This is a genomic window from Sphingobacterium sp. MYb388 (assembly GCF_037479535.1).
GTDB lineage: Bacteria > Bacteroidota > Bacteroidia > Sphingobacteriales > Sphingobacteriaceae > Sphingobacterium > Sphingobacterium anhuiense.
The window spans coordinates 25,905-50,931 of the sequence record NZ_JBBGYV010000005.1 but is presented as its reverse complement, the minus strand read 5'-3'; the positions used below and the strand labels follow the sequence as shown (position 1 = coordinate 50,931).

Annotated in this window: 19 protein-coding genes and 2 tRNA genes; 14 read left to right on the top strand and 7 right to left on the bottom strand. The window is 36.5% G+C overall.

What is annotated here, in order from left to right:
- Positions 1-180: 180 nt before the first annotated feature.
- Together brnQ and WH188_RS16595 are read left to right on the top strand one after the other, a co-directional pair.
- Positions 181-1,473 carry a branched-chain amino acid transport system II carrier protein gene (brnQ, locus tag WH188_RS16600; protein WP_339424422.1) on the top strand — a complete coding sequence of 431 codons (1,293 nt, stop codon included), beginning with the start codon at positions 181-183 and terminating at the stop codon, positions 1,471-1,473.
- 448 nt (positions 1,474-1,921) lie between these two features.
- Positions 1,922-2,638 (top strand): superoxide dismutase, encoded by a 717-nt coding sequence (locus WH188_RS16595; protein WP_132842264.1) that lies wholly within the window; start codon positions 1,922-1,924, stop codon positions 2,636-2,638.
- A 79-nt stretch (positions 2,639-2,717) separates the two neighbouring features.
- Here the strand turns inward: WH188_RS16595 and WH188_RS16590 are convergent, their stop codons facing one another.
- A complete protein-coding gene (locus WH188_RS16590) occupies positions 2,718-3,116 on the bottom strand; it encodes an SRPBCC family protein (protein ID WP_132773065.1) in 399 nt (132 codons plus the stop codon).
- A gap of 19 nt (positions 3,117-3,135) precedes the next feature.
- Positions 3,136-3,783 carry an orotate phosphoribosyltransferase gene (gene pyrE / locus WH188_RS16585; protein WP_021190349.1) on the bottom strand — a complete coding sequence of 216 codons (648 nt, stop codon included), beginning with the start codon at positions 3,781-3,783 and terminating at the stop codon, positions 3,136-3,138.
- Positions 3,784-3,805: 22 nt separating this feature from the next.
- Here pyrE and WH188_RS16580 point away from each other — a divergent pair, with 22 nt between their 5' ends.
- The 7 genes from WH188_RS16580 to gap all read left to right on the top strand — a co-directional run bounded on the left by WH188_RS16580 (position 3,806) and on the right by gap (position 9,694).
- Positions 3,806-4,393, top strand: a complete 588-nt coding sequence (locus tag WH188_RS16580) for an NUDIX domain-containing protein (RefSeq protein WP_231577778.1) — start codon at positions 3,806-3,808, stop codon at positions 4,391-4,393.
- Between the two features lie 51 nt (positions 4,394-4,444).
- Positions 4,445-5,161 carry a 3-ketoacyl-ACP reductase gene (locus tag WH188_RS16575; RefSeq protein ID WP_339424421.1) on the top strand — a complete coding sequence of 239 codons (717 nt, stop codon included), beginning with the start codon at positions 4,445-4,447 and terminating at the stop codon, positions 5,159-5,161.
- A 53-nt stretch (positions 5,162-5,214) separates the two neighbouring features.
- Entirely contained in the window at positions 5,215-6,279 is a 1,065-nt protein-coding gene (locus WH188_RS16570) for an NADH:flavin oxidoreductase/NADH oxidase (RefSeq protein ID WP_339424420.1), read from the top strand.
- A 6-nt stretch (positions 6,280-6,285) separates the two neighbouring features.
- A complete protein-coding gene (gene gloA2, locus WH188_RS16565; RefSeq protein WP_339424419.1) occupies positions 6,286-6,678 on the top strand; it encodes an SMU1112c/YaeR family gloxylase I-like metalloprotein in 393 nt (130 codons plus the stop codon).
- 215 nt (positions 6,679-6,893) lie between these two features.
- A complete protein-coding gene (locus tag WH188_RS16560) occupies positions 6,894-7,979 on the top strand; it encodes an AI-2E family transporter (RefSeq protein WP_132773075.1) in 1,086 nt (361 codons plus the stop codon).
- 98 nt (positions 7,980-8,077) lie between these two features.
- The gene (locus WH188_RS16555) at positions 8,078-8,686 is read left to right on the top strand and encodes a TlpA family protein disulfide reductase (RefSeq protein ID WP_021190353.1); all 609 of its coding nucleotides are present in this window, start codon (positions 8,078-8,080) and stop codon (positions 8,684-8,686) included.
- Between the two features lie 9 nt (positions 8,687-8,695).
- Positions 8,696-9,694, top strand: coding sequence for a type I glyceraldehyde-3-phosphate dehydrogenase (gap, locus tag WH188_RS16550; protein WP_021190354.1), 999 nt, complete (start codon positions 8,696-8,698; stop codon positions 9,692-9,694).
- A gap of 82 nt (positions 9,695-9,776) precedes the next feature.
- On the opposite strand, the gene WH188_RS16545 is transcribed toward gap, so the two are convergent.
- Positions 9,777-12,305: a TonB-dependent receptor gene (locus WH188_RS16545; protein ID WP_339424418.1), complete on the bottom strand. Its 2,529-nt coding sequence runs from the start codon at positions 12,303-12,305 to the stop codon at positions 9,777-9,779.
- 328 nt (positions 12,306-12,633) lie between these two features.
- On the opposite strand from WH188_RS16545, the gene WH188_RS16540 reads away from it, so the two are divergent.
- Together WH188_RS16540 and WH188_RS16535 are read left to right on the top strand one after the other, a co-directional pair.
- Positions 12,634-13,776 (top strand): serine hydrolase domain-containing protein, encoded by a 1,143-nt coding sequence (locus WH188_RS16540; protein ID WP_339424417.1) that lies wholly within the window; start codon positions 12,634-12,636, stop codon positions 13,774-13,776.
- Between the two features lie 82 nt (positions 13,777-13,858).
- Complete coding sequence (locus tag WH188_RS16535; protein WP_339424416.1) at positions 13,859-14,695, top strand: MBL fold metallo-hydrolase; 837 nt, start codon at positions 13,859-13,861, stop codon at positions 14,693-14,695.
- Positions 14,696-14,737: 42 nt separating this feature from the next.
- Here WH188_RS16535 and WH188_RS16530 read toward each other — a convergent pair whose 3' ends face one another.
- The 4 genes from WH188_RS16530 to rpe all read right to left on the bottom strand — a co-directional run bounded on the left by WH188_RS16530 (position 14,738) and on the right by rpe (position 21,914).
- Complete coding sequence (locus WH188_RS16530) at positions 14,738-15,628, bottom strand: hypothetical protein (protein ID WP_132773085.1); 891 nt, start codon at positions 15,626-15,628, stop codon at positions 14,738-14,740.
- A gap of 61 nt (positions 15,629-15,689) precedes the next feature.
- Positions 15,690-17,957 carry an aconitate hydratase gene (locus WH188_RS16525; protein ID WP_339424415.1) on the bottom strand — a complete coding sequence of 756 codons (2,268 nt, stop codon included), beginning with the start codon at positions 17,955-17,957 and terminating at the stop codon, positions 15,690-15,692.
- Between the two features lie 59 nt (positions 17,958-18,016).
- The gene (locus WH188_RS16520; RefSeq protein ID WP_132842248.1) at positions 18,017-20,779 is read right to left on the bottom strand and encodes a bifunctional aconitate hydratase 2/2-methylisocitrate dehydratase; all 2,763 of its coding nucleotides are present in this window, start codon (positions 20,777-20,779) and stop codon (positions 18,017-18,019) included.
- Between the two features lie 454 nt (positions 20,780-21,233).
- Positions 21,234-21,914, bottom strand: a complete 681-nt coding sequence (gene rpe / locus WH188_RS16515; protein ID WP_021188287.1) for a ribulose-phosphate 3-epimerase — start codon at positions 21,912-21,914, stop codon at positions 21,234-21,236.
- A 170-nt stretch (positions 21,915-22,084) separates the two neighbouring features.
- Between rpe and WH188_RS16510 the strand changes: the two genes are divergently transcribed.
- The 3 genes from WH188_RS16510 (at position 22,085) to WH188_RS16500 (ending at position 24,992) form a co-directional block, all read left to right on the top strand.
- Complete coding sequence (locus tag WH188_RS16510; RefSeq protein WP_132773093.1) at positions 22,085-24,199, top strand: HD family phosphohydrolase; 2,115 nt, start codon at positions 22,085-22,087, stop codon at positions 24,197-24,199.
- A gap of 132 nt (positions 24,200-24,331) precedes the next feature.
- Positions 24,332-24,418, top strand: a tRNA-Ser gene (locus WH188_RS16505).
- A gap of 484 nt (positions 24,419-24,902) precedes the next feature.
- Positions 24,903-24,992, top strand: a tRNA-Ser gene (locus WH188_RS16500).
- Positions 24,993-25,027 lie beyond the last annotated feature (35 nt).

The window sequence follows — 25,027 nt, the reverse complement described above, 5'->3', positions numbered from 1 at the left end:
ACAATATAAATAAGCTATTTAAAAACAGCGTTACTTATTTCTTGTTTAATTGGAAAGTCCTATTATATTTGCCGTTCGATAATACTATTTAAATCTCAAAGATCTACAACGTGCAGCCTATGAACACTCTTGTGTTGATAAGAAGCTCAGACCTGTTTGAAAGAACATAATTAACTATTGATGAAAAAAATCAAAGATATTACGACACTAGGATTCGCCTTATTTGCTATGTTTTTTGGAGCTGGGAACTTACTGCTTCCTCCTTTTATTGGATTAAATGCGGCAGATCAATGGGACTGGGCAATAATAGGTTTTGGGCTTACAGGTATTTTACTTCCTCTGTTAGGCGTTTTATCGATCATCAATTCAGGTGAATCATTCAAAGATTTAGGTAATCGAACTCATCCTTATATAGCCACCATCCTGGGTATCATCATCATGCTGGGTATAGGGCCTCTAATTGCCATTCCGAGAACAGCCGCGACTACTTTTGAAGTAGGTTTATTGCCTGCATTTCCGAACTTATCTCCCATCTGGGGTTCAATACTATTTTTTGCGGTTACTTTTATCCTTTCTATCCGCCCTTCCAAAGTCGTGAATGTAATTGGAAATTTTCTGACACCGTTACTTTTGATCTTATTGATCGGTATGATCATCATGGGAATTTTGTTTCCTTTATCACCGAATATCGCACATCAGATGGAATCCCTGCAAGCCTTTAAGCTTGGTTTCATAGAAGGGTATCAAACATTGGATGTGTTGGCTTCTGTCATTTTTAGCAGTATTATTATCGCTGCAGCAAAAGCCAAAGGATATGAAAAACTTAAAGATAAAAATAGAATCGTCACGAGTGCAGGTTGCCTAGCAACATTTTGTTTATTATTGATCTACGGTGGTTTAGTTTTGTTAGGGGCAAAATCTGGATATCCTTTATCTCCAGATGTAAAACGGGCAGAGTTACTCCTGTTTATTTCGCATAAAATCTTTGGAAGCTATGGGGTGCTTGCCATTTCAGTCAGTATTGCTTTAGCGTGCCTAACTACTGCAATCGCCTTAACTTGTGCTGTAGGTACATTTTTTAGTCAGCTGTTTAATAATCGAATTACCTACGAGTGGATTGTCATTATTTGCTGTCTCTTTTCGGCAGTACTTGCCATAACCGGAGTGGAGTATATTATTCAAATTGCTTATCCATTTTTAGCATTCATTTATCCAATTGTAATTACCCTGGTACTCTATGTACTTATCTTTGGTCGTTTGATTAAATCTAGACTACCCTACATTGGAGCTTTAGCAGGAACAACACTTGTTTCTACAATTTATCTCTTAGCAGGATTTGATATACATATTAAAGGAGCTGAAAATATATTAGCATCAATTCCTTTGGCGACATATGAACTGTGGTGGGTTATTCCTTCAATTGTTGGATTTTTATTGTTTTTGCTCTTGGATAAGTTAAAAGTTAGCCGCTAGATATAATATCCTAAAATGGGTTGTTGTCAAAGAGTATGATAACAACCTTTTCATAACCGCTATATACAAAACCAAATTTCCCGTCAGACCTCTTGCTGGTGCAAGATAAATGTGGCTATCCTCATGCATTTACAGCATCAGCAAGCAATTATAATTTCACAATAAGAGCTTGTATCATACCGCGGTATTTCGACTAGAAGTTTAAATCGTATCCTAAAAAGTTTGGTCCACGAAGTAAAGATTAAGAGTTAATACTCCGCCACTTTTTATACTTAATTTTAACTTTATTAATTTTAAAAGAAAATTACAACTACAATAGCATCTTAAAAAAATAGTAAAAGTCATGGTTTAGTAACATTCTCGTTCTATTCTAAAATTTCCCGTGTTAAAGAATAATAAAACAAAAAAAACGCGTTATATTACTACCATTAACTTAATAAATAAAAGAATGCAAACACGTAGAAACTTCCTTCACAACACCGCTAAAGCAACCTTGGCTGTCGCAGTATCGGGCAGTGTTTTAACTAATTTAGCCCAAGCTGAACCTGCACGTAATCAAGCCGCTCCTCTTTCTTTTAGTCAAATCAAACTTCCTTATACTTATTCCGACCTCGAACCCAATATTGATGCCTTAACAATGGAAATCCATTACACGAAGCATCATACTGCATATATTAAAGCTATCAATGAGGCAATAGTAGCAGAAAATATTACTGAAACTTCTGAAGAGCAGTTGTTGGCAAATATTTCTAAATATTCTGCTAAAGCACGCAATAACGCTGGCGGGGCTTGGAATCATAATTTTTTCTGGGAAAACCTATCTGGAAAACAAACGGGTCCTTCTGAAAAAGTGATGCAATTGATCATCTCATCTTTTGGATCAATGGACAAATTTAAAGAACAGTTTGCGGCTGCGGCGACTTCAAGATTTGGTTCAGGCTGGGCCTGGTTAATCTTGGACGATTCAGGTAAGCTAAAAATAACATCAACCGCTAATCAAGACAATCCATTAATGGATGTGGTCGATCAAAGAGGTATTCCTGTTTTAGCATTAGATGTATGGGAACATGCCTACTATTTACATTATCAAAATAAGAGAGCAGATTACATCAAAAACTGGTGGAATGTAGTGAATTGGAATAAAGTACACGAAAGACTTGCATAATATATAAAATGAAAATGTCTTCCAAATTGGAAGACATTTCTTTATAGACTGAAAATTTATAGGATAAAATAGGGATAGATTATCCTAAAATCTCTTTCAATTTATTCACTTGAAAATCAGCTAATTTTTGAAGAGGTCCTGAAGCGATCATTTTCATCATCATATTCAAGTCAGCTTCAATCGTAAATGTTGCCACTGTTACGTTAGCCGAAACTGTTGACAAAGTCCATTTTAATGTAACATCAAAAGGAGCCTTTTCAGATGGAACTAGTTTTATTTCTTGATCTTCTATCCTTTCGTCTACTTTCAGGGCCAACTTAGCCATATTCTGAATTGTAAAACGTGCCTCATCGGCAGTTGACGACCAATTATAAATATTCTCAGGCATCAATTGCTCATGATTATTTAAGTCTTTCAAAAAAGCATAAACCTCCTGAACCGACTTTTCAATTGTTACATTGTTCTGAATAGTTGTCATAAAAATTCCTTTTTATAAATTAGACAATTGGTGACCAGGTTGAAGGATTTTTTCTCCAATCTTTTAATAACTCAACATCTTCTTCAAAAATAAAACCATTTTCTGCAGCCACTTGAATGAGTGAATTGTAATCACAAAGACTATGTAAAGTACATTTTGCATCAGCAAAATTCTTTGTTGCTTCATCCAGACCATATGTGAAAATAGATACTAGACCTACCACATTACATCCTGCCTCACGTAAAGCTTTTACCGCAATTAAACTACTTTTACCCGTTGAAACTAAATCTTCAACAACAACAACACGTTGACCGCTAACAATCTCACCTTCAATCATATTTTGACGACCGTGATCTTTAGCACTGCTTCTCACATAAGAAAATGGTAAGCCCAAATCTTGAGCAACTAGTACACCTTGTGGAATACCTGCAGTAGCTACACCAGAAATCATATCCACTGATCCAAATTCTTCTTGAATCAACTTTGAAAGCTTCTGACGAATATACGTACGGATTGCTGGATACGATAAAGTAATACGATTATCACAATAAATTGGAGACTTCCAACCCGATGCCCAAGTAAAAGGGTTTTTAGGTTGCAATTTTATTGCTTTAATTTGCAATAAGGATTCGGCAACTTTTTGTTCAACCTCATTTAAATTATTCATGTCGCAAATTTATAAAATTTATATGAACCAATCTGTGCTAATTTTGGCAGATTTTGTTCCCACGGGTATTAAAAACCCTCAAACTATTGATGTTCAAGATATTGAACTTGAAAAACTTTTTAAATTATCTGAACAAAATGACATTCCTAAATCATTTTTATATATTCATAAAGACTGTGAATTGATTTTCCATAAATTAAAGGAAAAGAATAAAATCATAAAAGCGGCCGGAGGCTTAGTGAAAAATGGCGATGGCGACTATTTATTCATCTTTAGATTAGGCAAATGGGACCTTCCGAAAGGGAAAGTAGAAAGTCATGAAAAGATGAAAGAAGCTGCTGTAAGGGAAGTGGAAGAGGAATGTGGCATAAAAATAGATTACCTCGGAAAGAAAATACAGACATCATACCATACTTATTATTTGAGAAATGGTGATTTTATCCTGAAACAAACCAATTGGTATGAAATGGGTGTTAATAAAATCCCTAAACTCATACCTCAAACTGAAGAGGATATCACCAAAGCAGAATGGTTAGATAAACATAGTCTGAAGCAGGTAAAACAAAATACCTATCCGATCATCGCAAATATTTTAGAGGAAAACTTGTAATTATTAAATTTGATTGACATTAAACTGGACTTGAATCAGTAATTTTAAAACATGGAAAATATAGCTGGGAAAAAAGCACTCGTCACTGGTGGTGCTCGTGGATTAGGAAAAGCAACTGCTATCGCACTAGCGAAAGAAGGTGTTCATGTGGCTATCACAGGTCGTAACGAAGAACTTCTGAAAACTACGGTAAAGGAATTACAGGATATAGGCGTACAAGCTACTTATGAAGTTTTTGATGTTTCAGATTTAGCAGCTGTGCAGGAAGCAATAGCAAAATTGAATGCTTCATTTGGTCAGTTTGACATTATCATCAACAATGCCGGAATTGCAGCCTTTGGATCTTTAGTGGATATGGATGCCGAAACTTGGACAAATATTATTAACACAAACGTATTGGGTAGTTACCACGTAACAAAAGTAGTACTTCCACAGTTGATTGAAAAAAAAGAAGGTGACATTATTTTTGTTTCTTCTACCGCAGGGCTGAATGGAGCCGCAACGACTTCTGCTTATAGTGCATCAAAATTTGCTGTAATCGGTATGGCGGATTCGTTAATGCGGGAGGTCCGTAAACATAATATTCGCGTTTGTACGCTAATGCCAAGCACAATTGCTTCGGATATGTCCAAAGATCTCGGATTAACAGATGGAAATCCAGAATCAGTATTGCAACCTGAGGATTTTGCAGAATTGATTATTGCAAACTTAAAATTACCAAGAAGAGCGATGTTAAAATCTGCTTCGCTTTGGTCAACAAATCCATAATATAATTTAAAGGAGCATCATGCTCCTTTTTTATTTCAATTAAATCATTTTATATGAGCATTCTATTTTCAAGCCTTAGCCTAAAAAACATAAGTTTAAAAAACAGACTAGTCGTTTCTCCGATGTGCCAATATTCGGCTGTAGATGGTTTTGCCAATAACTGGCACCTTGTTCATTTGGGACAGTTTGCAATGGGAGGCGCCGCCGCCATTATTCAGGAAGCAACGGCTGTTTCGCCCGAAGGAAGAATCAGTGCCGGAGATCTAGGGATTTGGAAAGATGAACAAATCGAAAAATTAAAAGAAATAACGACATTCATAAAAGAACAAAATTCAATACCTGGCATACAGTTAGCACATGCTGGACGTAAAGCAAGTTCAGGCAAACCTTGGGAAAATCATTATCAAATTGCACCGGATGCTGAAAACGGATGGCAAACAGTTGCACCTTCTGCTCTGGCATTCAGACCCGAGAAGGACATAGCCCCTCGTGCCATGACCTTAGATGATATCAAAAAAACAATTACTGATTTTCAGCTAGCTACGAAAAGAGCTGTCACCGCTGGCTATGATATTATCGAAATTCATGCCGCTCACGGATATCTAATCCATCAGTTTCTATCTCCCCTATCGAATGATAGAACTGATCAATATGGTGGTTCTCTAGACAACAGAATGCGATTTTTAAAAGAAATCATTGAGGCCGTTCAGCATGAACTTACAACACAATCGTTATGGGTTCGTATTTCTGCGACAGACTGGGCTACTGATGGCTGGGATCTGGAACAGTCTATTACTCTTGCCCAAGAATTGAAACAATTAGGTGTTGAAGTAATTGATGTTTCTACTAGTGGAGCAGTTGCACATCAAAAAATTAGTCCTGCAAAAGATTACCAACTACCTTTTGCTGCGGCAATAAAGAAAGAAACAGATCTTATCACAGCAACTGTTGGGCTTATCAAAGAAGCGTCGCACGCTGAACAAATCTTACAAGATAAAAAAGCAGACATCATCATGATAGCGCGTGCTTTTCTAAAAAATCCACATCTTCCACTCTATTTTGCAGAAACTTTAGGTGATCACATCGAATGGACCAATCAATACGCCCGTGCTAAATAATCTGGTATGAAATTAAATTTACAACAAGTACATCATATTGCTATTATTTGTAGCGATTATGAAAAATCCAAAAAGTTTTACACCGAGTTACTCGGATTTACCATTATACAGGAAGTGTATCGTGAAAACAGAAACTCGTACAAATTAGACTTAGCCTTAAATGGCAATTATATCATTGAGCTATTTTCATTTCCAAATCCTCCCAAACGACCTTCAAGACCTGAGGCCGTAGGGCTGAGACATCTTGCTTTTGCGGTACAGGACATCTCCACAGAAGTCCAACTATTACAGCAGTCTGATATTTCAGTAGAGCCCATCCGGGTTGATGAACTTACAAATAAAAAATTTACATTTTTTGAAGATCCCGATGGATTACCCATTGAGCTTTATGAAATTTGATTTCAATAGCGCTAGCTGTACTTTAGTCCAACATTTTTTTATTTCATTCCGGAACTTGCTTAGTCCTATTTAATCAATTTCAAGTATAAAATAATTCTTGAAGGTAGCGCAGATATCAATAAATTTGTTTTATATTATGATACAATTAAATAAAACAAATTTATCTTAGTTTAGCTAAAAAATGCTTAGTATTTATTTATTCTGAGGATCCAGCCATGAAGTACAAACAAATAAACAATAACTCCATTAACCAAATCATGTTGATTACGATCATACTTTTGATCTGTATATTAATATTTACAAATTTATCATACTATCTACCGGGCTTTTTAGGAGCAATAACACTTTATATATTATTTAGAAATATTTACCATACCCTCACTGAAAAGAAAAAGTGGGGTAAATCTATTTCAAGTATATTCCTGATCAGTCTTTCTGTGATCTTTATTGTGTTTCCATTATGGGGATTGATTAACTACCTAATTCCCCAGTTAGAACAGCTTATTGTTAATCAAAAAGACCTATTGTCTAAATTTGATTCTGTAAAAGACTATATGCACAATAAGCCTGTATTAAAAAACATAGATTTATCCGATGCCGCAATTCTTAATTCTCTTCAAAAATTAGCAAAATACATACCCAATGTTTTAAATTCTGTCGCGGAAACTGTCGTCAATATCATCGTCGCTTTATTTGTACTTTATTTTATGCAATATTATAGCAAAGAGATGGAATCTACGATTCAGCATGCTATTCCTTTTTCGCAACAAAGTAAAAAGGAACTCTGGAACGAAATAAGCATGATGGTACGTTCAAATGCTATCGGTATTCCAATTCTTGGCATATGTCAGGGCGTTGTTGCCGGTATTGGCTATTGGATTTTTGGAGTTGACAGCCCTATTCTACTGGGAATAATAACGGCCGTTTCCACGATTATCCCGGTCTTGGGCACGATGACTGTTTACGTACCTACCGCAATTTATCTGTTAGCTATTGGCTCGACAGGAAATGCCATTGGTCTGGCTTTATATGGATTTATATTAATTGGTGGTATTGACAATGTACTTCGTTTTACGATATTGCGCAAACTTGGCGATGTACCGCCACTGATTACGGTATTTGGCGTATTACTGGGGTTAAATCTTTTTGGTATGCTGGGGCTTATTTTTGGACCATTGATCATCTCATCAGTTCGTGTATTATTAAAAGTATACAACAATGAATATGGAAAGGGAAAACCTGAAATCATAGAATCAACCTCCTTCACAAATTATGACAATGATAATAATATCATTACTTAACATCGTATGATTATACAGTACAGTGTCATTAATCAGCTTTTTTAAGGTTTAAATTCAATATTTTTTATAGTTTTGATAGATAATTGATACCCATTACCATGAATAAAAAATTAATATTAGGCATAACAGGAGTTGTCACAGCGTCCCTGTTATTCTCTTGCAATTCAAATACTAAAACGCAAGAAGCGGCAAAAACAGAAGCACATGATGAGCATGATGGTCACGACCATAGTGGGCATGATCATAGTGCACATACGGAAGCTCCTGCAGCTATGCAAAAAGAAGCTGCAAAAACACTTCCTGACTTCACTTTTTACCAATTAAGATCGGGTATTAAAGTTTCAAAATCAGATGTTTCCAAAGATAAAAACACAGTTTTTATCCTTTTTGATCCAGGATGCAGCCACTGTCAACAAGAAGCAACTGCTTTAGAAAAAAACAGAGATCGCTTGAAAGATGTTAACATCTACTATGTTTCAATGAATGATCCTGCTTTAATATTAGGCTTCTTTGACAATTTCGCTCCAAAATTATCAAAAATGGAGAATGTTGAAGTTTTAGTAGACAAAGGCCAAGAGTTTATTCAAAAAATACATGTTCCTGAGCAATTCCCTGCAAATTATGTTTACGGTGCCGACGGTCAATTAAAAGCACAATGGGAAGGTGATAAAAATATAAATGAAGCTATAGCTGAATTTCATAAATAACAATCAGTTATGCATATTGCAATCAATGGGTTTGGACGTATTGGCCGTAATACACTGCGCAATATTTTCATAAGGGATGCTGAACATCTAGAAGTCATTGCGATCAATGATCTAACAGATACAAAGACATTAGCACATCTATTCAAGTATGACTCTGTTCACGGTCCATTTTCTGGAACGGTTGACTTTGATGACAATCATCTCATCATCAATAACAAGCGTATTTTAGTCACGAATGAAAAGAATCCCGAAAATCTGCCCTGGAATACGCTTGACATTGATGTCGTTGTCGAGTCAACGGGTCATTTTACCAGTAAAGAGAAAGCAAATTTACATTTGATAGCGGGAGCAAAAAAAGTAATCATTTCTGCCCCCTCTTCAGATAAAGATATACCAACAATCGTATTGGGCATTAATGACAAGGATTTTGACTTAAATGTCCCTATTCTTTCTAATGCTTCTTGTACAACGAATAATGTTGCTCCTTTGGTCAAAATTTTAGATGAAAACTGGGGAATCAAAGACGGTTATATCACGACGGTACATTCCATGACAGGTGATCAGAATCTGCATGATGCCCCCCACCGTGATCTTCGCCGGGCACGTGCTGCGTCATCTTCCATTATTCCAACTACAACTGGTGCTGCTAAGGCAATTACCAATGTTTTCACTCATTTAGAGGGTAAACTAGGTGGTGCCGGTATTCGTGTTCCTGTTTTAAACGGTTCGTTAACAGATTTTACCTGTACATTGACACATCAACCAACAGTAGCAGAGATTAATGCAAAATTTAAAGAAGCAGCAGAAGGTGAATTGAAAAATGTACTTTACTATACAGAAGATCCAATTGTATCTGTTGACATCATCAACAATCCATATTCTTGTGTCTTTGATTCAGAACTTACCTCAATTGTAGGAGGTCTGGTAAAAGTTGTTGGCTGGTATGATAATGAGTTTGGATACTCAAATCGACTTGTTGATCTTCTTGATAAAATCAGTAAGCTATAAAAGACGAAATCACATGCTATTCAAGATAAAAAGGGCCTCCATGGAGGCCCTTTTAACATAAACTATAAGCAAACTAAACATTTTAAAATTTATACGTCAATGTTGTCATGAAACTTCTTGGAGGAATTGGATTCACACTGTAGTTTTCATGGATATAATAATTGAAAGCATTATTAACATTAGACATTTTAGCTAAAATGCTCCATTTTTTATATGTATAACCAGCAGAGATATCTACTGTTGTGAATGGGCTAACAGTAATTAAACGGTCAACAACATCTCTCACATTGATTTTTGTATTATTCCAACCGGCATTTCTTCTTCCAGTGTAAAATGCAGAAACCCCAAATTTCAGACCTTTAGCACCACCATTTTGCAAAGTATAGAAAATAGTTCCATTGGCTGTATGTGCTGTTGTTCCCACCAGACGTACATCTTCCTGATTACCAGAAACCTCCGTCACTTTAGAACTGCCGTTGACAACAGTCGTAATCTTTGTGATCGGACTTGTCTCCGTATAGCGCATGTAGTTGTACGAGTATCCGGCCAAGATATCTAGTCCTGGTAAGATAGAACCAGTTACATCTACTTCAACACCATCTGAAGATGTTTTACCAGAAAACTCTTTCATGTTTGTATCTCCATTATCAGTTCCATCAGGTTTCACCAATAATTGCTGAGCAAAGCGATTGTTATTGATTCTGTAAACCGATGCATTCAGGGTTAAACGACCATTGAAGAAATCATTTTTAACACCAGCTTCGTACTGATCAATCGTTGAAGGCCCCATTGGCTTATAATCAACATCATAACCTGCGTTTGATGTGAAGTTATTCGCGTAAGTTACATAAACACTAGAGCTCTTAATCGGTTGATAAATCAAACCAAATTTTGGCGACCATGCCTGATCAACTTTAGCACCCAGTTCATTTTTGTTTGCATCTAGGTTCTTTACCTCCTCTGTTTCACCAGTTGCATAGGTGTATTTATCTGCATATGGAGTTCTTTGGTAAGTATAACGTAAGCCCGCTAATACTTTGAATTTTTCCGAAACTTCAATTAAATCTTGAAAAAATACACCATAACGGTAAATATTAGTCGTTGTTCTGGTCAAATACTCTGCACCAGGCATATCTGTGCGCAAACCTTTGCCAGAAGGTAAATGAGCCGCCGTTTCACTCGGATTAAAGACATAAATAGAATCATAAACATTGACTTTTAATGCCCCTTGCTTATCATAATAATTAATACCGTCTATAAAGTATGCATATGCTTTTGTATTAGACTGATCAGCATCAGCTCCGATTAAGATCTTATGCTTGATAGCACCTGTTTTAACAGTTCCGGTTAAATTCAACTGCTGATTGAAAGTAAGTTCATCCGATTTTGAACGCGTCAAATTACGTGGCGCGATACCTTGTGCATTTGCTTGAACCCTATCCGATCCGTAGTAATCACGTCCATAACTTTGATAACTCGCAATTGCATTCAACTTCCAGTTATCATTAAACTGATGATTTAAGTTGATCTGCCCATTTGTGGTATTGGTTTTATTATATGCCCACAAGGTATTCATAAAAGTATTGCGACCAACATCCTGATTCAATTTACCGTCTACCGATCCAATACCAAAATCTGGTGTGTAATCGCTTTTTAGGTAATCAAACATAAAGTTGATATCCGTACGGTCATTGATCTTATATAAAATAGAAGGATTGACATACAATCTTTTTGAGTCGACATGATCTCTAAAACTTCCAGATTTTTCATAAGTACTGATTACACGGAAAGCAACCTTATCTGAAATAGGCCCGTACACATCAACCGTTGGTTTGTAAAAATCATAACTTCCCACACGGAATGAAGCTTCACCCCCATATTCAAATTTAGGTTTCTTAGTTACTAAATTCACGACAGCACCCCCAGTTACACCACCATATAATAATGCGGCACTACCTTTCAATATTTCTACCGACTCTAATGTACTCGCTTCAATAGATCCACCGTTATTGGTACGTGCACCATTTTTGAAAATATTATTCGCACCAAGGCTATATCCACGTGCATAAAAATTTTCATTTACACCACCTCTATTTGCGCCCATAGCAATACCATTGGCATTTTTCAAGGCATCACTCAATCGATTAACCTGTTGATCCCGGATCACCTGCTCATTAATGATCTGAACGCTTTGCGGTAAGTCTTTATCGATAATGCCAGCTTTTCCAACATTGACAGTCTGATTATTATGCGAGTTATATCCTCGAACATCTACCACATCCAATTTCGAATCACGACTTTCTCCAACCAAATTAATAGGCTGAGAAGAACCGTTCACTACTTTTATCTTCTCTTCGTCTATAACATTACCTAAACTTTTAACAATTATGGTATAAGTTCCATCTGGTAAAGTTGAAAATGAAAACGATCCATTCCGATCTGTTGCAGTAGAAGTCCCCAATTCTTTAACTGTAACTGTAGCTGCTTCGATTGGAGCACCGGATTTGCTTTTTAGTTTCCCATGAATTCCATGATGTTGTGCAACCCCCTCAAGTTGTACCCCTCCAACTAATCCTAAGCTTAAAACTAAGCAGAGAAATGACTTTTTCATATGTGTATGAATAATTAGATTAATTTTATTTTGGATGCAAACTTACAATCTTTTTTTTGATTCTATTTAGATTTATTTTAAATAAAAAGAGTTAATTTGCAAATAATTATAACAAGCTAAAAAACAGCACTTTAAATTAAAAAAAAGTAGTTTAAACTATATTTTATAGCTATTAATACTAAAATCAGCTTCAATTAAGATCGGTTCCCGTTTATTATTCCAAACCATTAAAAACCGAATGAATCAGCATAAAAATTGCATAAAACTGCAAGACAATATCATGATCCTTATTATTTATTTATACCTTTCCAATACTAATCCTTAAATCATGAAAAAGTACGTTCCTCTTCTTTTAATTTATTTGTTTCTGATAAGTCCAATAACGTGGGCACAAACGAACAGTTTAGACAAAAAAATTACTGATATCATGGCTCAATATGAAGCCATTGGACTGTCGGTAGCTGTTATTAAAAATAACGAGTTGTTTTTCAATAAATCCTACGGTTTGAAAAACAGAGCACAAGCACAACCTTTGGATCAGGATGACCTATTCAGAATTGCCTCTATTTCAAAGTCCTTTTCAGCAACAGCTATTATGCAGTTAATAGAGCAAAAGAAATGTCATCTCGATGATGACTTTGGTAATCTAATAGGTTTTAAAGTTCAAAATCCAAAGTTTCCAAATAAGAAGATTACACTCAGAATGGTTCTCTCCCATACTTCCAGTATTAATGATAAAAATGGATATTTTGATCTTGATGTCATCAATCCATCAAAGTCAGATCAATATGCCTCTTCTTACAGCCCAAACGAACCTGGCACGACCTACGATTATTGCAACCTCAACTTTAATATGGTTGGCGCTGTGATTGAGCGCCTTTCAGGACAACGTTTTGACCAATATATTAAAGAACATATTTTAGATCCGCTGCAGTTGTATGCAGGATATTGCGTGGACTCTCTAGATCAAAACAAATTTGTAACCTTATATGAATACGATCCTGCTAAGCATGATTTTTTTCCACAGCCCAGCGCTTATAATCCAAGATCGCTAGAAATAAAAAATTATACACTAGGGCATTCCACTCCTATTTTCTCACCTACGGGCGGGATGAAGATCTCAGCAGTCGATCTTGCTAAATACATGGGTATGCATATGAACTATGGTACAGGATTAAATGGAAAACAGATCATTAAAAAACGGAATTCTAAAATTATGCAGACGCCCATTACTGCTGAAGAAGGATATGGGCTAGCTTTAAGATCCATCAACACATTGATCCCTAATAAAGTATTAATTGGACATACAGGCTCCGCATATGGTCTCTACAGTGCTATGTTTTTCGATCCTAAAGAAAAATTCGGAATTGTTGTGATAACAAATGGTTGCCGTATTCCTGAAAACGTAGACTTTAACCCATTATTAAAAGATTGCATACAGCTCATTTATAAAGAAATGATACAGCAATAACCACTATATTATCATATTATTAAGGTTTATTTTTTCCAAAACAAAACTAGTATATTCGTGTAAATAGTAAAAAGAGAATATCATGCAACTTTATACAATTGAAACGCAGAACTTCAAATTAGATGGAGGTGCCATGTTCGGTGTGGTTCCAAAATCCATATGGCACAAAACAAATCCTGCCGATGCAAATAATATGTGCACCTGGACCAATCGCCTATTATTGATAGAAGATGGCGCAAAATTAATTCTTATCGATACTGGACTCGGAGACAAACAGTCTGAGAAATTTTTTGGACATTATTATATACACGGAGACAACTCCATTGATAAATCTTTAGCAAAACATGGCTTTAATAGAGAAGACATCACCGATGTTATTTTAACACACTTGCATTTTGACCATTGTGGGGGTGCTATAGTCCGCGAAGGTGAAAAACTGAGACCTTCTTTTACAAAGGCGAATTACTGGAGTAATGCCGAACATTGGAACTGGGCCACAAATCCAAATCCAAGAGAAAAAGCTTCTTTTTTAGAGGAAAATATAAAACCGATACAAGAAAGCGGACAACTCAAGTTTGTCGAAAAAGAAAAAAATCCGTTTGGACCAGATATCCAAATCAGATATGCCTATGGACATACAGAGTCAATGATGTTGCCCCAGATCAAATATAAAGACAAAACAATTCTTTATATGGCAGATTTACTTCCTTCTGTGGGACATATACCCCTTCCGTATGTGATGGGTTACGATGTAAGACCATTGACAACCATGGAAGAAAGGAAAAATTATTGGGAAGAGATTGTCGATCAAGAATATATACTTTTCTTAGAGCATGACGCCATGAATGCTTGCTGTACCTTACAGCATACAGAAAAAGGAATACGGCTCAAAGACAGTTTTCAACTTTCTGATATTTAAACAAAAATGGGATGATTTTTAGATCATCCCATTTTTACTTTATTAGAATTTAAATCCAAGGACCCAATAGTTCTCGAAAAACCATATGGATTGACTTGCTTTATCTATATTATTTCTACCCGTTGTACGAATATTATTCAGGTCTGTCCAACCTGTTTTAAAACTCGTTTGAAGATATAATCCTCTAAAAAAATGATATTGCAAACCTACTTTTGCAGCAGCACCGTAGCCGGCAATATTCCAGTAGTTATTCTCTCCAACTCCAAACAGACGAACATCAGTTCTAGGAACCAATAAACCTACTTCAGCACCTGTTTCCATCGACAAGTAAGACTTTCCGGTTCTGGAAACCCAGATATCATCATGTCTTTCTAAAGCGACAGAGGCAAAATTATAACCATCAGTATGCTCAAATTGCAATACCGAATCAACCAAAGTAACCTGTTCCCCATTATAGGTTCCAGCCATACCATATGTTGGGATACCTGGTTCAGAGATCTCAGGACTTATATGTCCTTTAATTCTTACCGTCTGCGGAATATCAACAACATATTTCATGTGATCCCAACCTAGCGAAATCGAATAATTATCTTTTATAAAATAACCGAAGTGGAAATTAAACTGCGGAATGGAGATAGTTGCCGGGTTAATATAAGTCATGGACAGTTTAGTCGGTCTATCTGCAGCTTTTACATCCATTAATGTAAAATCATATCCGGTTCCTTTAAAACGGATATCACTCTTACCATAAGATGAAAAATTATAGCCCCAGTGAAAATAAAATTTTCCCTTATTACTTTCTGTACGGGAATATTTTGGATTGAAAATACTCTTAGCAATTGGTTTTGCAGGAGATTCATTACTATTATCTTGCGCAAATAAAGAAGAAGCAGATAAAGTTAGCGCACTTAAGGCTAATAAAAATTTATTCATATTGTTGTCAAAAAAAACCCGGCACAAAAGTACCGGGTTATGCGTTGAAAAGCAAATAAAATTATTTTGCTTGGTTTTTACGTATAATGTTCAAAGCACCACCTTCTTTAAACCACTCAATTTGTTGAGCGTTGTAAGTATGGTTAGCTAAGATCTGATCTTCCGTACCATCTGCATGGTGAAGTACTAACGTTAGCGGTTGCCCTGGAGTAAATGTTGTCAATCCTAAGATGTCAATTGTATCGTCTTCTTGGATTTTATCGTAATCTTCTTTATTAGCAAAAGTTAAACCTAACATACCTTGTTTTTTCAAGTTTGTCTCGTGGATACGAGCAAAAGATTTAACCAACACTGCACGAACACCTAAATGACGAGGCTCCATGGCAGCATGCTCACGTGAAGAACCTTCACCATAGTTTTCATCACCAACAACGATAGATCCGATACCGGCAGCCTTATAAGCACGTTGCGTTGCAGGAACTGGTCCGTACTCACCTGTCAATTGATTTTTAACGGAATCTGTTTTCTCATTAAAGTAATTAACAGCACCAATCAACATATTGTTCGAGATGTTATCCAAGTGACCTCTGTATTTCAACCAAGGACCAGCCATAGAAATATGGTCAGTTGTACATTTACCTTTAGCTTTGATCAATAATTTCAAACCTTTCAAGTCTGTACCTTCCCAAGCCGCAAAAGGCTCTAATAATTGCAGACGATCAGAATTTGGATCCACATCAATCTTAACCGATGAACCATCCGCCGCAGGAGCTTGATAACCTGCATCCTCTACAGCAAAACCTTTTGAAGGCAATTCGTCACCTGTAGGCGGGTCTAATTTAACCTGCTCACCCTTAGCATTTGTCAAGGTGTCTGTCAATGGATTGAAACCTAAATCACCGGAAATTGCAATTGCAGCAACGATTTCAGGTGAAGCTACAAAAGCAAATGTATTTGGGTTACCATCGGCACGTTTAGCAAAGTTACGGTTGAACGAGTGAACAATCGTATTTTTTTCTTGTTTTTCAGCACCAACACGGTCCCACATACCAATACATGGACCACAAGCATTGGTAAAGATCGTCGCATTTAGATCTTCGAAAGTTTTCAATAAACCATCACGATCAGCAGTATAACGAACTTGCTCAGAACCCGGATTGATACCAAATTCTGCCTTCGTTACTAAACCTTTATCAACCGCTTGTTTAGCGATAGAAGCAGCACGTGACAAATCCTCGTAAGAAGAGTTTGTACATGACCCGATCAATCCCCATTCTACTGTTGTAGGCCAGCCATTTTTAGCCGCTTCTTCACGCATGCGTGAAACTGGGGTATATAAATCTGGTGTAAAAGGACCGTTTAAAGAAGGTTCTAATTCAGATAAATTAATTTCAATAACTTGATCAAAATATAGCTCAGGGTTTGCGTACACCTCAGGGTCTGCAGTTAAATGTTCTTTAACAGCATTCGCCGCATCCGCAACATCCGCACGGTCAGTTGCACGTAAATAACGTTCCATTGACTCATCATAACCGAAAGTAGATGTCGTAGCACCTATTTCAGCACCCATGTTACAGATGGTACCTTTACCCGTACAAGACATAGATTGAGCCCCTTCACCAAAGTATTCTACAACAGCACCAGTACCACCTTTAACGGTTAAGATACCTGCAACTTTCAAGATAACATCTTTAGGAGACGTCCATCCGCTTAGCTTACCTGTTAATTTAACACCGATCAATTTCGGGAATTTCAGTTCCCAAGGTAAACCAGCCATCACGTCACATGCATCAGCACCACCGACACCGATAGCCAACATACCCAAACCACCAGCATTAACAGTATGTGAATCTGTACCAATCATCATACCACCAGGGAAAGCATAGTTCTCCAATACAACTTGGTGAATAATACCTGCTCCAGGCTTCCAGAATCCGATACCATACTTATTTGCAACAGAACCCAAGAAATTAAAAACCTCTTTTGATTCTGTATTTGCTCTTTGTAAATCCACTTGAGCTCCTTCTTTTGCCTGAATCAAGTGATCACAGTGCACAGTCGAAGGAACAGCCGCTTGAGGACGACCTGCTTGCATAAATTGCAATAAAGCCATTTGTGCAGTCGCATCTTGCATCGCTACACGGTCTGGAGCGAAGTCTACATAAGATACACCTCTATCGTATGTTTCAGTTGCATTACCATCCCATAAGTGAGTATATAAAATTTTCTCAGATAGGGTTAAAGGTTTATTAACCAGATTACGAGCAGCGTTTACACGCTCCTCATAACGGCTATAGACCTTTTTAATCATTTCTATATCAAAAGCCATATATTTCTAATTTATGATATTAATTTAGTTAATTACCAAAACTTCAATATTAGTTTTTTCTACTTTGTCGAGATAGGCGCAAACTTAGTTAAGTTGATACCTTCGACAGCAGCTTTGTACTCTTCAACGTTTGGAATTCTACCTAAGATAGCAGAAAGCACAACCACTGGAGTAGATGCTAATAAAGATTCTCCTTTTTTACCGTCTCTATCTTCAACAACACGACCTTGGAAAAGACGGGTTGAAGTAGCCATTACCGTATCACCTTTTGCCGCTTTTTCTTGGTTACCCATACAAAGGTTACAACCTGGACGCTCTAAATACATGATATTTTCGTACTCTGTACGTGCAGTACTTTTTGGCAAAGCATCACTGAATTCAAAACCCGAATATTTCTGTAAGTATTCCCAATCTCCTTCTGCTTTCAATTCATCAATGATGTTGTAAGTAGGCGCAGCGACAACTAATGGTGCATTAAATTTAACAACACCAAGTTGTTTCTCCACATTCTTAAGCATTTGAGAAACGATTTTTAAATCGTCTTTATGTACCATACAAGAACCTACGAAACCTAAGTCTACTTTTTTGTCACCGCCGTAATAAGAAAGTTCTCTAATTGCGTCATGTGTATAACGTTTTGAAACGTCAACATTGTTAACATCAGGATCGGCAATCATCGGCTCATCAATAATATCAAGATCGATCACGACTTCAGCATAATATTTAGCATTTGCATCTGGAGATAAAGCTGGTTTTTCACCTGTTCTAATTTCCTCGATACGTTTATTAGCTTTATCGATCAATCCCTGTAATACTTGATTTTTATTCTCCATACCCTTATTGATCATGATCTGGATACGGCTCTTAGCGATTTCTAAAGACTGAATTAACGTTTCATCTTGGGAGATACAGATCGAAGCTTTTGCTTTCATCTCTGCAGTCCAGTCTGTAAAAGTAAAGGCCTGATCGGCAAGAAGTGTACCGATATGTACCTCGATAATTCTACCTTGGAACACATTCTCTCCACCAAATTGCTGTAACATTTGAGATTGTGTCGCATGAACCACATCACGGAAATCCATGTGCTGTTTCATACTGCCTTTGAAAGTTACTTTAACGGATTCTGGAATCGGCATAGACGCCTCACCCGTAGCTAATGCTAAGGCAACAGTTCCAGAGTCAGCTCCAAAAGCAACACCTTTAGACATACGTGTATGAGAATCGCCACCAATAATAATCGCCCACTCATCAATCGTAATATCGTTTAATACCTTGTGAATAACGTCAGTCATGGCATGGTATTCTCCTTTAGGATCACGTGCAGTGATTAATCCGAAGTCGTTCATAAACTTCATCAACTTAGGAATGTTAGCTTGCGCTTTCTTATCCCATACAGATGCTGTGTGACATCCTGATTGATACGCACCGTCAACTGTAGGAGAAATAACTTTAGCAGCCATTGCCTCTAACTCTTGAGCGGTCATTAAACCTGTTGTATCTTGAGATCCTACGATATTCACTTTAACACGAACATCAGAACCAGCATGTAACACTTTTCCTGGAGTTGAACCAACAGCATTTTTATTGAAGATTTTTTCAACAGCCGTTAAGCCCTGATTTTCAATAGAAATTTCTTTTGCAGGAGCAAAAACAGTCGGAATTGAAATCCCTAAAACTCCAGCTGCAAACGTTTGGATCTTTTTACCAAATACAATTGCATATGAGCCACCTGCTCTTATAAACTCTCTTTTTTGAGGAGTAAGCGCTTTAGAGATGTCGATCAATTCCTGATCTCCATTATATAATTTTTCAGTCTTCGTGTTGATTGTAAGAACTGTTCCTGTAGCAACAGAATAAACTTCTTCTAAAACAGGTTCATTATTTTCATTACGGACAACTTGACCATTTTCGTCTACTTTTTTCTTCCAGTTCTGAAGATCAATTCCAATACCACCGGTAACATCTACGGTTGTCAGAAAGATTGGAGAAATACCATTCGTACCACCAACAATTGGAGCAATATTTACAAATGGGATATAAGGACTTGCTTGTTTACCTGTCCATAACGCCACATTGTTTACACCTGACATCCTTGAAGATCCCACTCCCATTGTACCTTTTTCAGCAATCAGCATAACGCTTGCGTCTGGATATTGTACCTGTAAAGCTTTGATTTCTTGCTGCGCTTCTGGAGTGATCATACATTTTCCATGTAGCTCACGATCAGAACGCGAGTGCGCCTGGTTACCTGGAGACAGTAAATCCGTAGAGATATCACCTTCACCTGCAATATAAGTTACAACTTTTATTTCTTCTGGTAACTCTGGAAGTTTCGTGAAAAATTCAGCTTGGGCATAGCTTTCAAGAATCTCTTTCGCAATTGCATTACCGCTGTTAAATGCTTCTCTTAGACGCTCTGTATCGGCATCATAAAGGAAAACCTGTGTTTTAAGAACTTCAGCAGCTTGCTTAGCAATAGCTGCATCATTACCTAACGCCAAATCCAGAAGTACTTCAATAGAAGGACCGCCTTTCATATGAGATAACAACTCAAATGCGTAAGTAGGTGTAATTTCTGCAACAGTCTCTTGACCAAGAATAATTTCTTTTAAGAACTTTGCTTTTACACCAGCCGCACTAGTCGTACCAGATAAAGTGTTGTAAATAAATAACTTCAGAGACTCGACTCTATTTTCGTTATTCAAATCTTTAATTTGAGCAATAACTTCACTTAGTAATTCTGCTCCGTCAATTGGTTTAGGATTTAAACCTTCACCTTTTCGTTCTACAACCTCTTGTACGTAATCGTTGTAAATACTCATAGTATATAAATCTTTTATATGTTTAAAGGCAATACAAGAAATATCAAATATTATCTCCTGATACTACCACACGTTTAATAATTAAGCTAAAAAAACATCAGTAATGCACTGCAAGCCGGTGCTTAAATTTAACTCTACAATTCTTTCATTTTGACGATCTGTTTTCATTAAAAAAAACTTCTCATCTCGTACTACAAAAATACTAAAAATCAACGGTTAATACGTACCAATAAGACTTATTGCTTTAATTTGGAAATATTCTAAACAACATTTATTTTAAAATAAAATATCGAAACAACATGCTAAAATACAGACACTTGACTATTTAAATTTAAAATATTTAGGGTAAGAAATTAGTAAATTTTGACGCTAAGATTAAATATAATGTGGAAATAACCCACAAAAAAAGGGAAATCATATCCGATCTCCCTTTATAGCCAATATATTAGTTTAACTAAATATTTTTCAATTGAATATCAACAGCTTTCAAATCAGCTATTGACTGTGTTGGATTTGCTGCTGCAAACACAGAACTTCCCGCTACCAACACATCTGCGCCAGCTTGTAAAAGAGCGCCTGCATTACCTACTCCGACACCTCCATCGATTTCAATCAATAATCCATCATTCACACCTGCTGCCATAGCGCGCAATTGTTTTACTTTATTGTAGGTGTTTTGAATAAATTTCTGCCCGCCAAAACCTGGATTTACAGACATTAAACACACTAAATCTAAATCTGCAATCACATCTTCCAATAAAGAAACTGGTGTATGCGGATTCAAAGCGACGCCAGCTTTACAGCCTAATTCCTTGATCGCTGCTAACGTGCGATGTAAATGTGTACAAGCCTCATAATGCACGGTAATAACAGCAGCTCCAGAATCTTTACATAGCTGTAAATAACGATCAGGATCTACAATCATTAAATGTACATCTAAAGGTTTTGTAGCATGTTTAGCGATTGCCTGCATTACTGGAAAACCAAAAGAAATATTTGGCACAAACACGCCATCCATAATATCAATATGAAACCAATCGGCTTCACTATTGTTTACCATTATAATATCATCGTACAATTTAGCGAAATCCGCTGCCAAAACTGAAGGTGCAATAAGATGCTTTTTACTTGACATGAGTCTTTGATTTGTTTTTGCAAAGATAATTAAGTCTTGCGGATAGCCCGAATTTAAATCAAAAAAATTAAATATAACCTGACCTCCTAATGACAATGAACTTTATAATAGCGCATTTTTAAGTACATTTGTTTGAGTAATTTTTTATTATCCAACTACAATTCAACCCCGTGAGTAGATTAAAAATTAAATATAATCGTGAGTCCGACACTAATCTTAACCTTATCCGTAAGATAAGCTTAATATTGGCAACCATCATTCTTATTTGTATCTTCCTTCCAAAACAGGCTCGCTTTCGCTATGAATTTCAGAAAGGAAAAGTCTGGGATCACGAAAACTTAATTTCTCCCTATAATTTTGCGATACTCAAAACACAGGAGGAACTAAATGAAGACAAGAAAAATATTCTTAAAACCATTCAACCTATCTATGACGTTAATTCGACCATCAGTAGGGAACAGATCGATCAATTTGAAACTGATCTAGCTGAAAAATGGCAAACCAATAAATTAGACACTACTCCTCAAAAAATACAGGATTACCGTGCCGTCGGAAATGCCATATTAACGCATCTATACGACCGAGGCATCCTGTCTTTAAATAATCGTTTTCAAAACCGAAATGACGACAAGAGTCCTGCTGCAAAGCAGTATAATTTTACCTTGATACAAGATAAAGTCGCCACTCAAAAAAATACGGCAGATTGTTATACAATCGAATCTTCTTATGAATACGCCAATTCAGTCTTAAGCAATTCGTCAAAGATCGTGTACAAGAAATGGCTCTTAGAGACATTAAAAAACTATATTACCCTAAATTATGTTTACAATGATCAACAGACAGAGCGACTGGAACAAAATGCTTTAGCAAATATCTCCTCTACCCGGGGAGTTGTACAAAAGGGAGAATTAATTGCTGAAAAGGATAAAATTATCAGTAATGAAACCTATCAGAAACTAGAATCATTACGCAAGATTTATGAGGACGAAGGAAAAATCTCTGGCAATCAGATTTACGTTACACTGGGGCAATTTTTGATTATCTCTCTTGCTTTATGTATTCTGATGGTATTTCTATATCTTTTCAGAAAAGACATCTATTACAACAATCGCCTGCTATCAATCATTATGATTGTGATCATCGGCATGCTTGCCGTCTTGTCATGGGCCATTAAGATTAAAATTCCTAATTTATACTACATTCCATTCTGTTCAGTTCCGATCATTATCCGCATCCTATTTGATTCCCGGGTAGCTTTGAATATTCACCTACTGATGGTCCTACTGGCAGCGTTATTTGTTCCGAACTCGTATGAATTTGTATTTCTGCAATTCATGGCTGGAATCGTGGCGATTTACAGTATCAAAACATTAGTAAAGAGAGAACAATTCTTCATCTCGTCAGCCATTATACTCGCGACTTATTTGATTGCTTATTTTGGACTTTTACTCACACGTAACGGATCCTTAAGTACCATTAACGTCATGGACGTCATCCCTTTTGTGGTCAGTGTCATGATCACATTAATGGCGTACCCATTAGTATACGCATTTGAAAAACTATTTGGAATCGTATCTGATCTGACATTAATGGAATTGACCAACAGTAATTCAAAGCTTCTGCGTGAACTTTCATTTAAAGCCCCTGGTACTTTCCAGCACTCCTTACAAGTAGCCAATTTAGCTGAAGCGGCTATCTACCGAATTGGCGGAAATCCTCTCTTAGTACGGGCAGGTGCACTTTACCACGATATTGGTAAAATGACAAACCCGCAATTCTTTATTGAAAATCAAAAAACAGAAAAGAATCCGCATGATGAATTATCACCTGAACAGAGTGCACAAATTATTATTTCACACGTTATAAAGGGCGTTGAGATTGCAAAAAGAAATCAGCTTCCAGATGTTATAATCGATTTCATCAAAACGCATCACGGTACGACAAAAGTCGATTACTTCTATAATTTATTTATAAAGAATAATCCCGACAAACTTGTTGACGAATCTTTGTACCAATATCCTGGACCTATTCCCTATTCGAAAGAAACAGCTGTACTAATGATGGCAGATTCTGTAGAAGCAGCATCTAGAGCTCTTAAAGAACATACGGAGGATTCTATTAATACGCTTGTCGATAAAATTATTGAGCATAAGCTGAAGCTGAATCAATTTGCAAATAGTAATATTACATTAAAGGAAATCACAGAATCTGCAACCATTTTCAAGGCAATGTTGAAGAGCATTTACCATGTTCGGGTCGATTACGATCTCAGCAAGAAAAAATAAGTGAAAATTATTCTGTAAGCAATAAATTGACATACAATCGCTTACTATAACCTTACGTATTTTTTGTATTTTTTTTATAAAATTGACTTTGCAGAATAGAATAATTGCCTTATGTTTGCAATGTCAAAACGAGGAAGGGTGCCTGAGTGGCCGAAAGGAACAGTTTGCTAAACTGTCGTACTGGAAACGGTACCGAGGGTTCGAATCCCTCCCCTTCCGCAAAGACAAAACAAAGCCCGACAATAGTCGGGTTTTGTTGTTTATGGACTTTTGTAAACGTTAGTTTTAACAAAAAGGATATAAACAACAAAAGTAATGAACAAAGTGAATGGCTTTGTTTTGTATTGAAGCCCCCCCTTTTTTGGGATCATGAAAATAATCCCTCCCCTTCCGCAAAGACAAAATAAAAGCCGACTTATAGTCGGCTTTTGTTGTTTACATACATTTGTAAAAATCGATTTTAAGAAAGTCGATGTACAGTAAAATAATGGGCGAAGAGGATCATTAAATTTTATAAGAATAACGATCTCCATTCATGATGAAGTAAATAATCCCTTCATCAAGACAAAATAAAGCCTGCTGATAAGTGCGATTTTTGCTATTTATCGACTTTCATAAAAAAAAATCAATAAAAGGATAAAAAAGGCGTTTCTAGACTTTGCAAAAATAAAATAATTGCCTTATGTTTGCATTGTCAAAACAAGGAAGAGTGCCTGAGTGGCCGAAAGGAACAGTTTGCTAAACTGTCGTACTGGAAACGGTACCGAGGGTTCGAATCCCTCCTCTTCCGCCAAGACAAAACAAAGCCCGACTATTAGTCGGGTTTTG